Source organism: Nocardioides sp. NPDC127503, from assembly GCF_040302165.1.
Taxonomy (GTDB): domain Bacteria; phylum Actinomycetota; class Actinomycetes; order Propionibacteriales; family Nocardioidaceae; genus Nocardioides.
Window position 1 is genome coordinate 163302 of record NZ_JBEORH010000005.1, and the last position, 13178, is coordinate 176479.

The 13178-nt window shown below is 69.2% G+C and carries 17 protein-coding genes; 13 read left to right on the top strand and 4 right to left on the bottom strand.

Annotated elements, in window-relative coordinates; translation table 11 throughout:
* Positions 1-46 precede the first annotated feature (46 nt).
* From ABTW65_RS13440 to ABTW65_RS13460, 5 genes are all read left to right on the top strand, one after another.
* Positions 47-703: an exonuclease domain-containing protein gene (locus tag ABTW65_RS13440; RefSeq protein ID WP_350660746.1), complete on the top strand. Its 657-nt coding sequence runs from the start codon at positions 47-49 to the stop codon at positions 701-703.
* Between the two features lie 132 nt (positions 704-835).
* On the top strand, positions 836-1699 hold the full coding sequence (locus ABTW65_RS13445; protein ID WP_350660748.1) for a L,D-transpeptidase family protein: 864 nt from the start codon (positions 836-838) through the stop codon (positions 1697-1699).
* Positions 1700-1773: 74 nt separating this feature from the next.
* Complete coding sequence (serA, locus tag ABTW65_RS13450; RefSeq protein ID WP_350660750.1) at positions 1774-2970, top strand: phosphoglycerate dehydrogenase; 1197 nt, start codon at positions 1774-1776, stop codon at positions 2968-2970.
* Between the two features lie 17 nt (positions 2971-2987).
* Positions 2988-3605 (top strand): HD domain-containing protein, encoded by a 618-nt coding sequence (locus tag ABTW65_RS13455; RefSeq protein ID WP_350660752.1) that lies wholly within the window; start codon positions 2988-2990, stop codon positions 3603-3605.
* Positions 3606-3645: 40 nt separating this feature from the next.
* Positions 3646-4893, top strand: a complete 1248-nt coding sequence (locus ABTW65_RS13460) for an MFS transporter (protein ID WP_350660754.1) — start codon at positions 3646-3648, stop codon at positions 4891-4893.
* A gap of 41 nt (positions 4894-4934) precedes the next feature.
* On the opposite strand, the gene ABTW65_RS13465 is transcribed toward ABTW65_RS13460, so the two are convergent.
* Complete coding sequence (locus ABTW65_RS13465) at positions 4935-5192, bottom strand: DUF4031 domain-containing protein (protein WP_350660756.1); 258 nt, start codon at positions 5190-5192, stop codon at positions 4935-4937.
* Positions 5193-5269: 77 nt separating this feature from the next.
* Between ABTW65_RS13465 and ABTW65_RS13470 the strand changes: the two genes are divergently transcribed.
* A complete protein-coding gene (locus ABTW65_RS13470; RefSeq protein WP_350660758.1) occupies positions 5270-5620 on the top strand; it encodes a DUF8819 family protein in 351 nt (116 codons plus the stop codon).
* Between the two features lie 23 nt (positions 5621-5643).
* On the opposite strand, the gene ABTW65_RS13475 is transcribed toward ABTW65_RS13470, so the two are convergent.
* Positions 5644-6414 (bottom strand): GntR family transcriptional regulator, encoded by a 771-nt coding sequence (locus ABTW65_RS13475; protein WP_350660760.1) that lies wholly within the window; start codon positions 6412-6414, stop codon positions 5644-5646.
* Positions 6415-6503: 89 nt separating this feature from the next.
* On the opposite strand from ABTW65_RS13475, the gene ABTW65_RS13480 reads away from it, so the two are divergent.
* The 7 genes from ABTW65_RS13480 to ABTW65_RS13510 all read left to right on the top strand — a co-directional run bounded on the left by ABTW65_RS13480 (position 6504) and on the right by ABTW65_RS13510 (position 12295).
* A complete protein-coding gene (locus ABTW65_RS13480; protein ID WP_350660761.1) occupies positions 6504-7115 on the top strand; it encodes an alpha-ketoglutarate-dependent dioxygenase AlkB in 612 nt (203 codons plus the stop codon).
* 86 nt (positions 7116-7201) lie between these two features.
* A complete protein-coding gene (locus ABTW65_RS13485) occupies positions 7202-8215 on the top strand; it encodes an AAA family ATPase (RefSeq protein ID WP_350660763.1) in 1014 nt (337 codons plus the stop codon).
* Between the two features lie 11 nt (positions 8216-8226).
* Complete coding sequence (locus ABTW65_RS13490) at positions 8227-9114, top strand: DUF58 domain-containing protein (RefSeq protein ID WP_350660766.1); 888 nt, start codon at positions 8227-8229, stop codon at positions 9112-9114.
* On the top strand, positions 9101-9604 hold the full coding sequence (locus tag ABTW65_RS13495) for a hypothetical protein (protein ID WP_350660768.1): 504 nt from the start codon (positions 9101-9103) through the stop codon (positions 9602-9604). The genes ABTW65_RS13490 and ABTW65_RS13495 overlap by 14 nt, the downstream gene beginning before the upstream one ends.
* Positions 9595-10668, top strand: a complete 1074-nt coding sequence (locus tag ABTW65_RS13500; RefSeq protein WP_350660770.1) for a VWA domain-containing protein — start codon at positions 9595-9597, stop codon at positions 10666-10668. Before ABTW65_RS13495 ends, ABTW65_RS13500 begins: the two co-directional genes overlap by 10 nt.
* Positions 10665-11567 carry a VWA domain-containing protein gene (locus ABTW65_RS13505; protein WP_350660772.1) on the top strand — a complete coding sequence of 301 codons (903 nt, stop codon included), beginning with the start codon at positions 10665-10667 and terminating at the stop codon, positions 11565-11567. Before ABTW65_RS13500 ends, ABTW65_RS13505 begins: the two co-directional genes overlap by 4 nt.
* Positions 11564-12295 carry a tetratricopeptide repeat protein gene (locus ABTW65_RS13510; protein WP_350660774.1) on the top strand — a complete coding sequence of 244 codons (732 nt, stop codon included), beginning with the start codon at positions 11564-11566 and terminating at the stop codon, positions 12293-12295. Before ABTW65_RS13505 ends, ABTW65_RS13510 begins: the two co-directional genes overlap by 4 nt.
* Before the next feature lie 33 nt (positions 12296-12328).
* Here ABTW65_RS13510 and ABTW65_RS13515 read toward each other — a convergent pair whose 3' ends face one another.
* Together ABTW65_RS13515 and ABTW65_RS13520 are read right to left on the bottom strand one after the other, a co-directional pair.
* Positions 12329-12577, bottom strand: coding sequence for a hypothetical protein (locus tag ABTW65_RS13515; RefSeq protein ID WP_350660776.1), 249 nt, complete (start codon positions 12575-12577; stop codon positions 12329-12331).
* A gap of 163 nt (positions 12578-12740) precedes the next feature.
* On the bottom strand, positions 12741-13172 hold the full coding sequence (locus tag ABTW65_RS13520) for a hypothetical protein (RefSeq protein ID WP_350660778.1): 432 nt from the start codon (positions 13170-13172) through the stop codon (positions 12741-12743).
* Positions 13173-13178 lie beyond the last annotated feature (6 nt).

Sequence of the window (13178 nt, forward strand, 5' to 3'; positions counted from 1 at the left end):
CGCGGGCAAGATTCGAATGTCGGTGGTCACCGATAGCGTCAGCACTGTGACCTCCACCGAATCACGCGGCCGAAGCCGAGCCCCGGGCACCCGACAGGGCTACGCGGTCCTCGACGTCGAGACGACCGGGCTCGACCCCTACCGCGACCGTGTGATCCAGGTGGCGATCCGCCAGATCGCCGCCGACGGCACCGCCGAGTCGGAGTGGGAGACACTGGTCAATCCCGGCGCGGGCGTCGACCCGGGGCCGGTCGAGGTCCACGGACTGACCAGCGCCGACCTCGCCGGCGCGCCGCTCTTCCGGGACGTCGCCCCCATGATCGCCCAGCGCCTCGCCGGCCGGGTCTTCGTGGCCCACAACGCTCCGTTCGACTGGACGTTCGTGGCCGTGGAGTCGGACCGCGCCGGCGTACGACTCGAGGTCTTGGAGTGGCTGTGCACGATGCGGTTCGCGAAGGCGCTCGCGCTGGAGGTGCCGGACAAGTCGCTGGCCACCATCGCGGCCTACTACGCGGTCGAGCAGCTGAAGGCCCACGACGCCGGTGACGACACCCGGGTGGCCGCGGAGATCCTGCTGCGCGAGCTGGCCGACGCCGACCGGGTCGGTCTCATGCTGCCGCTGGTGGAGTGCAACACCTCGCGAGACCGGCTGAAGCGGACCGTACGCCGCTGGTTCAGCCGCGTCCGGCGACCGCTTCACTGAGAGATCGTCCCAACATCCGGGACATTTTCCGCAGAAATGCAACCGGAGAACCCGGTTCGGACATCACTATGTCGTCGGCCCCGCGTTACTTGAAGTAACAGCACCTTGAGGGCCCTGGTCCGAAGTGAGGCGATGAAGATGGTCATCCGGGGATTGATCGCCGGGGCGCTCGCCGCCCTGTTGGCAACGACGGTCGCGGCCTGTGCCGTGGAGCCGGCCGCCGCGCCGGGGTCCGAGGCAACGGCCTCACCGGCCGCGGGCTCTCCCTCGGCCAGCCCGTCGGCGTCGCCCAGCGCGACTCCGACACCGTCGCCCAGCGCGAAGCCGAAGCCCGAGCCGAAGCCGTCCCCGACCTCGGGCCCGCGGCTCTTCGGCAAGGGCGACAGCGGCGACAACGTACGTGACCTGCAGGCGCGCCTGAAGCAGATCGGCTGGTTCAACGCGGGCGTGACCGGGTTCTACGGCAACGTCACCACCGAGGCCGTCTCCGGTTTCCAGGCCAAGCGCGGCATCGCGGTCACCGGCTTCGTGGACCAGACCACGCTCGACCGGCTCCGCGCGATGACCCGCGAGCCGACCGAGGCCGAGCTGACCAACGCGCCGCCGCCGGTGCCCGCCGGCAAGCTCGACCCGCGCTGCCTGACCGGCCGGGTGATGTGCATCGACAAGTCCACCTCGGTGCTGCGCTGGGTCGTCGGCGGGAGCGTGCAGATGAGCGTCGAGGTGCGGTTCGGCTCCCAGGAGCTGCCCACCCGCGAAGGCCAGTTCTCGGTCTTCGCCAAGAGCCGCGACCACGTGTCGTCGATCTACAAGACCCCGATGCCGTTCGCGATGTTCTTCTCCGGCGGCCAGGCGGTCCACTACTCCCCCGACTTCGCCGCCAACGGCTACAACGGCGCCTCCCACGGCTGCGTGAACGTACGCGACTACGGCGCCATCACCTCGCTCTACGACCAGGTCAACATCGGCGACGGCGTCGTCATCTACTGGTCCTGAGCATCGCCGCGGGCCGACGTCCGGCCCTCGGGCAGGATTGAGGAGGCGTACGTCCGGAGTCTTAGGCTTGAGCCATGAAGGCGCTGCTCCTGGAGAACATCCATCCCGTCGCTGTCGAGAACCTCGAGAAGGCCGGCTTCGAGGTCGAGCTGCGCAGCAAGTCTCTCTCCGAGGACGAGCTGGTGGCCGACCTTCCGGGCGTGACGCTGCTCGGCATCCGGTCCAACACCCACATCACCCCGCGGGTGCTGGACGCGGCCACCGACCTCAAGGCGATCGGCTGCTTCTGCATCGGCACCAACCAGGTCGACCTGGCCGGCGCTGCCGAGCGCGGCGTGGCTGTCTTCAACGCCCCCTACTCCAACACCCGCTCGGTCGTCGAGCTGGTCATCGGCTACATCATCTCCCTGGCGCGACGGCTGCCGGAGAAGACCGAGAAGATGCACGCCGGCGTCTGGGACAAGTCCGCGAAGGGCTCCCACGAGATCCGCGGCCGCACCTTGGGCATCGTGGGCTACGGCAACATCGGCACCCAGCTGTCCAACATCGCCGAGGCGCTGGGGATGTACGTCATCTTCTACGACATCGCCGACCGACTGGCCCACGGCAACGCGCGCCGGATGAAGTCGCTCGACGCGCTCTTGGAGGAGGCCGACGTGGTCTCCATCCACATCGACGGACGCCCGGGCAACCTGGGCATGTTCGGCGAGGAGCAGTTCGCGAAGATGAAGCCGCGCTCGCTGTTCATCAACGCCGCGCGAGGCTTCCTCGTCGACAACGACGCGCTGCGCAAGCACATCGAGTCCGGCCACATCGCCGGCGCCGCGCTCGACGTCTTCCCGATCGAGCCCAAGGCCCAGGGCGACGCCTTCGAGAGCCCGCTGCAGGGTCTCGACAACGTCATCCTGACCCCGCACGTCGGCGGTTCGACGCAGGAGGCGCAGGAGGAGATCGGCTGGTTCGTCTCCGGCAAGCTGCGCGACTTCGTCCGCTCCGGGTCGACCGCGCTGAGCGTCAACCTGCCCGCCGTCCAGCCGCCGCCGCTGGCCGAGGGCGCCCGCCTCGCGCTGCTGCACGACAGCGTCCCGGGTGTGCTCGCCGAGCTCAACGCGCTGCTCGCCGCCGAGGGTGTCAACGTGACCGGCCAATACCTCGCCACCGCAGGTGAGACCGGCTTCGTGGTCACCGACGTGATCGACGTACCTGCGACGACGCTGGAGAAGATCACAGCCAACCCGCACACCCGGTGGGTGCGCGCCTACCACGCCTGACGCTAGCGTTCTGGCTCATGGAGCTCCCGCAACATTGGCCGCTGCCAGAGGCGACCGACCTTCTCGATGACGTCCTGGCAGCGTACGACGACCCGACCCGCCGCTATCACGACCGCCGGCACCTCACCGAGGTGCTGGACCGGATCGAGGAGCTGCGGGCGGAGGGAGAGCGCTTCGACCCGCTGACGGTCACGCTGGCAGCGTTCTTCCATGACTCCGTCTATGACGGGGAGCGGGACGCCGAGGAGCGTTCGGCCACCTGGGCCGAGGACGCGCTGGGCGGCTACCTGCAGGATGACGCGGTGGCCGAGGTCGCCAGGCTGGTGCGGCTGACCGAGACCCACGACCCCGCCCCCGACGACCACAGCGGCCGGGTGCTCTCCGATGCCGACCTGGCGATCCTGGCGGCGCCGGAGGAGCGCTATGCGGAGTACGCCGCGACCGTCCGCGAGGAGTACCAGCACCTGTCCGACGAGGAGTTCCGCGTCGGTCGCGCCCAGGTCCTGGAGCGGCTGCTGGAGAAGGAATCACTCTTCTCGACACCCTTCGCGAGGATCAGCTGGGAGGCCGCCGCACGGGCCAACATCTCGGCCGAGATGGAGACCCTGAGCACATACCTGTCACCTGACCGATAACGATTCGTAAAGAACCGCTCACCGGTGACAGAATTCGTCGGTGAGCTTCCAGACGTACGCCGACCTGTGGCGGATCCCCGACGTTCGCCGCATCCTCGTGCTGGGTCTGTTCCTGCGAATTCCGATGCCGGCGTCCGCTGTCATCGTGACCCTTCACGTGGTCGGCCCCCTAGACCGCTCCTACGCCGAGGCCGGGCTGGTCTCGACGGTCCTCGCGATCGCGATGGCGGTCTCCGCGCCCTGGCTCGGCCGGCTCCTCGACCGCCTCGGCCTGCGGCGTACGCTCCTGCTGCCGCTGGCCGTCCTCCCGATCGCCTGGTCGATCGCTCCCTGGGTCGGCTACCTTCCGCTGCTCGCGCTGGTCGCGGTCGCGGGGCTCTTCACCGTCCCGTCCTTCTCGATCGTGCGCCAGGTGATGCTCCGCTCGGTCGGCCCCGGGCAGCGCACGGCGGCACTGAGCGCCGACGCGATCATGACCGAGCTCGGCTTCATGGTCGGTCCGGTCATCGGCGTCCTCGGCGCCAGCTACTTCGGCACCTCCTGGGCGATGCTGCTGATCCAGTGGCTCGGGATCGTGGCGGCGGTCGTGCTGTGGCTGTTCAACCCGATGATCACCGAGGGCGAGCCGACCGTCCCGAGCGACGCGGTCCCCAGTGACACCGGCGCCCCGGCGCGCCGCCGCTTCGGGCTCCCGTCATGGGTGAACCCGGGCGTCACGCTCCTGCTCGCCGGCACCTTCACCGCCTCGCTCATCCTCATCGCCGAGGACCTCGGCACCGTGGCCGCGATGCGCGACTTCGACCGCACCGCCCTGCTCGGGCTCGTCATGGCGATCTGGGCGCTCGGCTCGCTGCTCGGCGCCCTCATCTACGGCGCCCTCAACAGCCACCCCTCGACCGCGGTGATGCTCGTCCTGCTGGGTGCGACGACGGTGCTCACCGCGTTCGCCTGGGACCCGATCTCGTTCGCCGTACTGCTCCTGCTCAGCGGCTTCTTCTGCGCCCCGACCCTGACCGCCGCGCTCGAGGCGATCACCAGCAGCGTCCCCTCGTCCGTACGCGGGGAGGTGATGGGCTGGCACGGCTCGGCCATCACCCTCGGCAGCGCCGTCGGCGCGCCCACCGCCGGGTTCGCCATCGACCTGATCGGCTGGCAGGGCGGCTTCGTCCTCGGCGGCGGCCTCGGCCTCTTGATCGCCGCGGGCATCTGGCTCACCACCCGACGGATGTCCACCCCCGCCGAGGCGTCACACCCGCCGGGCGAGAAGTCACCCGCGCCGGCCGAGTAGTCACCGCGGTGCCGTCTCGACCGACCGGGGCGACGTCTCGGCTAGCGGGGTTTGCGGCGGCGCAGGCCGGCGGCAAGGAGAGCGGAGACCAGCACCCGGGAGGTGACCTCGACGGCCCCCGCAGCGACGAGGACGTCGTAGGCCTCGGCGGGTACGTCGTAGTGGTCCCGGTCGAAGCCTCGGGCCGGGATTCCCATCCGGCTCGCGAAGGCGTGCAGCTCCTCGTAGGAGGTGTCGCTGGCGAGGTGGGACCACATCCGGCCGCGACTGGGTACGTTCGGCGGGTCGATGAGGATCACGGGCCATTCTTACCGTGCTCACCCTGAGACCACAGGCTCCGCCCACAGCCTTGACCGGTCGGCAAGAATGGTCCGTGATGAACACGACAGTGCTGTTCGAGGCTCGGGCGAGGGTGCTCCATGACCTCGATGCCCGCGGACTCGCCGGTGCGGCAGCCGTCTCGGCTCTCGAGGACGCGATGACAGAGCGCGGCTGGTGGGTGGAGCAGTGGCCGGAGGGCAAGGCGTACGTCGCCGGCCTGGTCGCCCAGGACGTGCAGGATCTGCTCTTCGACGGCGAGGCCGCCGCGAGATGGCCGGTCTGCACCACGTGTCCGCCCGAGGCGCCGGTGCACTCGCTCCACATCACCCCCGACCTGGGAGGTCCGGACCCGATCTGGATCTGCGAGGAGAGCGGCGACGTGGTCGCACCCCTCGGCGACCTCTGACCGAGCCGGGAAGTTCGGAAGGGTCAGGACGGACCGAGCTGCAGGTGCAGCGCGTAGCGGTCGGCGCGGTAGACCGAGCGGCACACCTCGACGTAGCGGTCCCCCGAAACCGACTTCCGCTGCCTGCGGAGAACGGGGACGCCGACCGAGAGGCCGAGCAGGGTGGCCTCCTCGATGTTGGCCACATCGGCGCGGAACGTGTCGTCGACCCACGACGGCCGCATGTGGCGACTGGCCAGCTCTGCGTAGAGGCTGGTCGGCGCGGTCCGCTCGAGCATCCCGGGCACGATCGCCTCGTCGAGGTAGACGTCCTCGATACAGATCGGCACCCCGTCACCGCGGCGCAGGCGCCGCCAGTGGATGACTGCCGCACCCTCCTTGATGCTCAGCGCCCGAGCGATGGTGGGCCCGGCCTTCTCGCGGCCGAGCAGCAGCGTCTCGGAGGATGCCTGCATCCCCCGGCGAGCCATCTCCTCGCTGAACCCGAGCACCGGACTCGCGGCCCGCGGCGGGCGCGCGACGAAGGTGCCCCGGCCCGGGATACGGACCAGCAGACCGTCGGCGACGAGCGCGTCGAGCGCCTGCCGCACGGTGGCCCGGGCGACGCTGAACTTCTGGACCAGCTCGCGCTCGGAGGGCGCGGAGGCACCAGGGCTTTCGCCGATGACCAGCTCCCTGACGTACTCACGGATCTGGACGTGCTTGAGCGACCGCTCTCCCTCGACCGACCGGACCATGAGCAGAGCGTAGGTGTACACCTCGCGTACGTCCCGAGTTTGGTCAAGTTGTGACATTGCAACGAGATGAGGCAGACCAGCTGCAACGAAACATCAATGTCCGATCTCAGTAGAACACATGTTCGATCACGAGGTATGGTGAAGAGGTGGACTTCCAGGGAACACTCTTCGCCCCCACAGACGACGAGACCTCCGAGACGACCTACGAGCGGATCCAGCTGGACCGCGGGGCCTGGGTGGACATCGCCCGCGGCTGGCTGCCCGATCCCGACGACGTCTTCGCGGCGCTGGTCAGCGACGTCCCGTGGCGCGAGGAGCGCCGGCAGATGTACGACCGCGTCGTCGACGTACCCCGGCTCCTGCACACCTACCTGCAGGGCGACCCGCTCCCCCACCCCCGGCTCGCCGAGGCCCGCGGCCGCCTCACCGCCCACTACCTGCCCGAGCTGGGCGAGCCGTTCGTGAGCGCGGGCTGCTGCTACTACCGCAACGGCCACGACTCGGTCGCCTGGCACGGCGACAAGATCGGCCGGGGCCGCACCAACGACACGATGGTCGCGATCGTCTCCGTCGGCGACCCCCGCCGCCTCGCGCTACGCCCCCACGGCGGCGGCAAGGGCATGAGCATCCAGATGGGTCACGGCGACCTCGTCGTCATGGGCGGCTCCTGCCAGCGCACCTGGGAGCACGCCATCCCCAAGGTCGCCTCCGCCGGCCCCCGGATCTCGGTCCAGTTCCGCCCCCGCAACGTCTTCTGAGAGGCGACCTCTTAGGTGGGCCCCAGATGCGGTCCGTACGCTGGTAGGAAAGGATGGGACTGACAGCCGACGCCTCTGGAGCCGCCTTGACCACCACCGCACCACCCACCGCCCCGCCGTCCGCTGAGGAGATCGCCAGGGCGAAGGAGATCGTCGGGCGGGTCAGCACCGCCTTCAGCAGCCGTGTGGTCGGCCAGGAGCGGCTCAGGACGGCGCTGCTGATCGCGCTGCTCTCCGAGGGTCACGTGCTGCTCGAGAGCGTGCCCGGCCTGGCCAAGACGCTGGCCGCCTCGACGCTGTCACAGACGGTCAAGGCGCAGTTCTCCAGGATCCAGTGCACCCCCGACCTGCTGCCGAGCGACATCATCGGCACCCAGGTCTACGACCAGCGCAACCACGAGTTCGAGACCCAGCTCGGCCCGGTGCACGCCAACTTCGTGCTGCTCGACGAGATCAACAGAAGCTCCGCCAAGACGCAGAGCGCGATGCTCGAGGCGATGCAGGAGCGCCAGACGTCGATCGCGGGCCACATCCATCCGCTGCCGCGCCCGTTCATGGTCCTCGCGACGCAGAACCCGATCGAGGAGGAGGGGACGTACGTCCTCCCTCACGCGCAGATGGATCGGTTCCTGCTCAAGGAGATCGTCAACTACCCCAGCGACGCCGAGGAGCTCGTCGTCCTGGAGCGGATCGAGGCCGGCACGCTCGGACCCGACCACGAGGTGACCCGTCCGGTCGCCGACCCCGACGACGTGATCTGGCTCCAGGAGCTGGCCAAGCGCGTCTACGTCGACCCGGCGATCAAGCGCTACATCGTCGCCCTCGTCCAGGCCACCCGCAACGCCCGCCAGCTTCTCGGGCCGGAGACGGGCTCCTACGTCGAGATCGGCGCGTCCCCGCGTGCCTCGATCGCGTTCCTGCAGGCGTCGCGCGCCGCGGCGCTGCTGCTCGGCCGTTCCTACGTCACCCCCGAGGACGTGCGCGAGCTGCGCCACAGCATCCTGCGCCACCGGCTCCACCTCAGCTTCGAGGCGCTGGCCGAGAAGGTCCAGCCCGAGATGCTGGTCGACGCGCTGGTCCGCGCTGTCCCGAGCCCCTGAGTGGCGCAGTCATGGCGACGTACCTTCCCCGGATCCGCACGCGGTTGATGATCCATGCCCACCGCAAGGTCCTGGGCCTGCTCGACGGGGAGTACGCCAGCGTCCAGACCGGGCGCAGCATGGACTTCCACGACCTGAGGGAGTACGTCCCGGGCGACGACGTCAAGGACATCGACTGGAAGGCGACGGCCCGGTCCCGGAGCCTGCTGGTCAAGCGGTTCACCGCCGAGCGCCAGCATCTGGTGCTGCTGGCGATCTCCACCGGCCGGAGCATGGCTGCCCAGGCGACCGGCACCACGACCAAGCGCGAGCTGGCGATCTTCACGGCCGGCCTGGTCGGCTGGCTGGGCGTGCGCCACGGGGACAAGGTCGCGGTCGCCTACGGCGACTCGGAGACCCAGAAGCTCACCAAAGCCGCCGACACCGAGGTCGCACTCGAGCGGGCGCTGGGCCAGGCCCACGACGCGATCACCCCCGATGCCGCCGAGGCCGACATCGTCGCGGTCCTGCGCCACATCGCGACCAACGTACGCCGCCGGGCGATTCTGCTCGTCGTCACCGACGAGCACTCGGTCAGCGACGAGATGGCTGCGGTCCTGCGTCGCCTCACCGTCCAGCACGAGGTCCTGGTCGCCGGCATCGACGACCTCGACCCCACCACCGCCGTGCGCGGCAGCGCACCGACCGTCGACATCGACACCGTCTCCGCCCTGCCCGGGTGGCTCACCGGCGACGCGGTCCTCCAGGCCCAGTACGCCGAGCTGGCAGCCGCCGAGGAGCACGGCCTGCGCGGCACCCTGGACCGCCTGGGCATCGCCTACCAGCGGGTCCAGGACGATGCCACCGCCATCGGTGCGGTCTTCCATCTCCTGCAGAGGCACCGTCATGCGCGCCGGTAGCGTCCCCGAGGAGTTCCAGCAGCCGCTCGCCCACTCGGGCTGGTGGCTGGTGCTCGCGCTCGCGCTGCTCGCCGCAGTGGCGCTCTACTACCTCGCGGTCATCCTGCTGACCCGCAAGCGCAGGCCGGTCGTCGAGGTCGAGACGCCCTGGGTACCCGCGCCTCGCGACTTCCGTGCCGAGCACCTGGCAGAGATCGACCGGATCGAGAGGGCCGTGCACCGCGGCGACGTACCGGCGCGGGTCGGCCACCAGCACCTGAGCCGCACCGTGCGCGACTACATCGCCGAGGTCAGCCAGATCCCGGCCGACAAGATGGTCCTCGCCGACCTGAAGGCGACCGTACGCAGCGACCCCCGCACGCGCCCCTTGGCGATGGCCGTCGAGGTGATGTACCCGCCCGCCTTCGCCTCCGAGGAGGAGGGTAAGGCTGCCGAGCGCTTCCCCGAGGCGCTGAGCCGGGCCCGTCAGGTGGTGACGACATGGACCTGAGATGGCCGGTTCTCGCCGCGATCGTGCTGGTCGTCACCGTCATCGCGATCGCCGCGATCGTCGTCCTCGCCGCCCGGGTGCATCGCCGCCCGACTGACGCGGTGCTCGTCGCCCACACCGAGCGGCTCAAGCGGCTCCCCCGGTTCCGTGAGCTCGCGGCCCAGCAGAAGTGGCTGTCGTGGTGGCAGACCGCGGGGATCGCGCTCGCGGTCATCGGGTGCATCTGGCTGATCGCTCGGCCGCAGACCACCGACATCACCCAGAACCGCTACTCCACCCGTGACATCGTGCTCTGCCTGGACGCCTCGACCTCGATGTTCGACGAGGACACCCAGGTCACCCAGGCCTACTCCCAGCTCGTCGCCGGCCTCAACGGCGAGCGGGTCAGCCTGGTCCTGTGGAGCGACGCCGCGGTCACCGTCTTCCCGCTCACCGACGACTACGGCTGGGTGCAGGACGAGCTGGCGCGGGCCGGCCGGGCCTTCGCCCTCGGCGACCAGGAGTACGTCGCCGGCACCTACCTCGGCAAGGAGCGAGCGAGCCTGATCAGCGACGGGATCGTCTCCTGCGTCAAGCGCTTCGACCTGTCCAACTCCGAGCGCGGCCGGGCGGTCATCGTCGCCTCCGACAACGACCCGCAGGGCGGCCCGCCGGTCTACACGCTGCCCGAGGCCACCGAGTTCGCCAAGGAGCGCGACGTCCAGCTCTACGGCATCGGCTCCGCCGACCTCAGCTTCCAGGAGGACAAGCGCGCCACCTTCGACAAGGCGGTGACCGACACCGGCGGCACCTTCTCGCTGCTCGGCGACGACGGCTCGATCGAGTCGATCCTGGCCGGCATCGACCGGCTCTCCGCCGACGAGGTCGTCGAGCCGCCGAAGTACCAGATCCGCGACGCTCCCGGCTGGCCGATCGCGACGATCGTCGTCGGCGTCCTCATGCTGATCGCCGGATGGGTCTACGCCCTTGTCCGCTCCGGCACGCTGTCCACGGGCCCGTCGTCCCGGCCGCCGGGAGGCTCGTTGCCTCCACAGTCCCGGCCACCGAGCGAGGTGGCACGATGAGCGCCGCAGGGTGGCAGATCCTCACGCTCGTACGCCGCGCGCTGATCGTCCTGCTCACCGTCGTCGTCCTGGTGCGACCGAGCTGGGGCGCAGCGCCGGCGGAGATGCGTACGGCCGATCTCGATGTCCTCGTCGTGGTCGACCGGACCCGGTCGATGGTCGCCGAGGACGCGCCCGGCGGCGAGGCGCGGATGAGGCAGCTCAAGAAGGACCTCAAGGCGCTCTCGGCGGCGCTGCCCTCGGTACGGTTCGGCGCGATCACCTTCGGCGGCGAGGTCGTCCGCACGGAGATGCCGTTCACCTACGACACCACCGCCTTCAACGCCTGGGTCGACGGGCTCTACGCCGAGCGGGCCTTCGACGGGTCCGGATCGATGGTCGATGCTCCGCGCGACGAGATGATCGAGGCTTTGGAGCGTGACCAGGAGCGCTTCCCCGAGCGGCGCCGGATCGTGGTGTTCGCCTCCGACGGCGAGAACACCCGCGAGGGCGTCGACCAGCAGTCGTTCAGCGAGGTCGACGATCTCTCGGCCGGCGGCGTGGTGCTCGGCTACGGCACCGAGGAGGGCGGCCGGATGCCCTGGGACGACGAACGTCCCCAGGACGGCTACCTCAAGGACGGCGAGGGCCAGGACGCCCGCTCCCGGATCGACCTGGCCAACCTGCGTGAGATCGCAGGTCAGATGGGTCTTCAGACGCTTCACCGCACGACGAAGGACACCAAGGAGATCACCACGGAGGCCTCGACCTGGGACTCCGAGATGCTCACCGAGGAGACCTCCGCCGGCGGCGAGGTGTCCCGGGCCTGGATCTTCGGCTTCCCGCTCCTGGCACTCTTGCTGTGGGAGCTGTGGGGCCATCGTCGCCGTGGACACGAGGCCGAGGAGGTGCTGTCGTGACCCTGACCGAGACACCTGTCGACTCGACCGAGCCGCAACCGCAACGCACTCCTCGCGAGCAGGTGCGGCGCGCGCTGCTGCTCGCCGGGATCGTGCCGGTGGTGATCGGGATCGCCTTCCTGGGGAAGGTGATCCTGATGGGTCACCACGACCGCGGCGGCCGGGATGCCTGGGACGTACGCGACGCCGCGACCGCGATGGAGCACTACTCCGCCAACCGCGACCTCAACTTCCTGCAGTCGTGGATCGCCCACTTCGACGCCGGCAACGCCGCCTTCCTGCTCGGCGAGAACGCCCGCGCGGTCGCCTACTACGGCGAGGCGCTGGAGCGCGTGCCCGAGGACCACGAGTGCACCGTACGCATCAACATGTCGCTGACTCAGGAGGCGATCGGCGACCGCGCCCGGGACGCCGGCAACCAAGCCGGTGCGAAGGCGGCGTACGAGGAAGCACTGGCCACGCTGAAGGAGGGCGACTGCCCCACCGACTCCGGCCAGGGCCCCGAGCAGTCCCAGCAGGGCGAGTCCGTCGAGGAGCGCCTGAAGGAGAAGCTGACCCCGAAGGTGCGGGTCAAGCCCAACGAGCAGGAAGACCCGCCCGAGGAGCCGCAGAACCAGGACGAGAAGGAAGACAAGCTCGACCGGCGCAACGGCGACGGCGAGTCCTACCGCCGCGACGACGCCGACCTGGACGACTACGGCGGGTTCAGCGACGAGCCCCAGTGGTGAACCTCAATGAACCTTCACGTAGCTGCGGCTTTCCTATGGGAGATCTCTTCTTCCATAGATCGCAGCGCGCAGACCTTCATCGCCCTGCATTTCATTGATCAACCAATTCGGCGTTCGCCGAAGCGTCGGCCAGTAGAACTCCTTGATTGACCAGGCACCACCACAAACAAAAGCGACGAGAAGTAGATAGGCAAGGCCACGTGCGACATCTTCCGTCGGGTCAAACCATCTATAGAAAGCCAGTACGGCCGCCGCGCAGGTGAACCCGATGGATGCAGGCAAGGAAGCATACGATGCCCGAAGCTTCAGCTCATTGGTCGACCGCGTTCCGCTCAAGGAGTGCATGAGCCCGCCTCTCCGGAATGACAGATACACGACCCACCCGCATCCAGCCATCCCGATCACTGTCACCAACAGCGTGACTGATCCTGACCGGGCAGAATCGCTATGCGTTGACGCCATAGCCACTGACATCGCCTGCGCAGTCAACGTCATCGCCCGTCCCCAGCCCCGGGCTCTGCCGGAAGATGGAATGGAGCGACGTTCTCGGGTCACGGAAGACCAACCCTTGCGAAGGACCAACCTTCGCCCTCCGAGGCACACCACTGGGCAAGACCGGCGCCAAACACTCCCACAGCGTCTGCACCATCGCCTCCTCGTAGTCTTCGGGCCGCTTCCCTACCTCGACCACCAGCACGCCGGAATCCGCGCGACGGGCCTGCAGCGTCGGGAACGCCTTGGCGCTCTCCTCGATCAGCGGCGCCAGTCCGACCGGAACAACAGTCATCCACGCGTATCCGCGCAGCACGTGGTCGGACTGGTAGATCCCGTCAACATACGACCGTCGAAGCGCCGGCTCCAGCGGCGAGGTGGCCACCACCCG

What these genes read in the sequence shown, in the direction of transcription:
- ABTW65_RS13500 (WP_350660770.1), top strand. Translation starts at nt 9,595, where the DNA reads ATGGACCTGAGATGGCCGGTTCTCGCCGCGATCGTGCTGGTCGTCACC.
- ABTW65_RS13455 (WP_350660752.1), top strand. Translation starts at nt 2,988, where the DNA reads ATGGAGCTCCCGCAACATTGGCCGCTGCCAGAGGCGACCGACCTTCTC.
- ABTW65_RS13495 (WP_350660768.1), top strand. Translation starts at nt 9,101, where the DNA reads ATGCGCGCCGGTAGCGTCCCCGAGGAGTTCCAGCAGCCGCTCGCCCAC.
- serA (WP_350660750.1), top strand. Translation starts at nt 1,774, where the DNA reads ATGAAGGCGCTGCTCCTGGAGAACATCCATCCCGTCGCTGTCGAGAAC.
- ABTW65_RS13470 (WP_350660758.1), top strand. Translation starts at nt 5,270, where the DNA reads ATGAACACGACAGTGCTGTTCGAGGCTCGGGCGAGGGTGCTCCATGAC.
- ABTW65_RS13490 (WP_350660766.1), top strand. Translation starts at nt 8,227, where the DNA reads ATGGCGACGTACCTTCCCCGGATCCGCACGCGGTTGATGATCCATGCC.
- ABTW65_RS13505 (WP_350660772.1), top strand. Translation starts at nt 10,665, where the DNA reads ATGAGCGCCGCAGGGTGGCAGATCCTCACGCTCGTACGCCGCGCGCTG.
- ABTW65_RS13475 (WP_350660760.1), bottom strand. Translation starts at nt 6,414, where the DNA reads ATGTCACAACTTGACCAAACTCGGGACGTACGCGAGGTGTACACCTAC.
- ABTW65_RS13445 (WP_350660748.1), top strand. Translation starts at nt 836, where the DNA reads ATGAAGATGGTCATCCGGGGATTGATCGCCGGGGCGCTCGCCGCCCTG.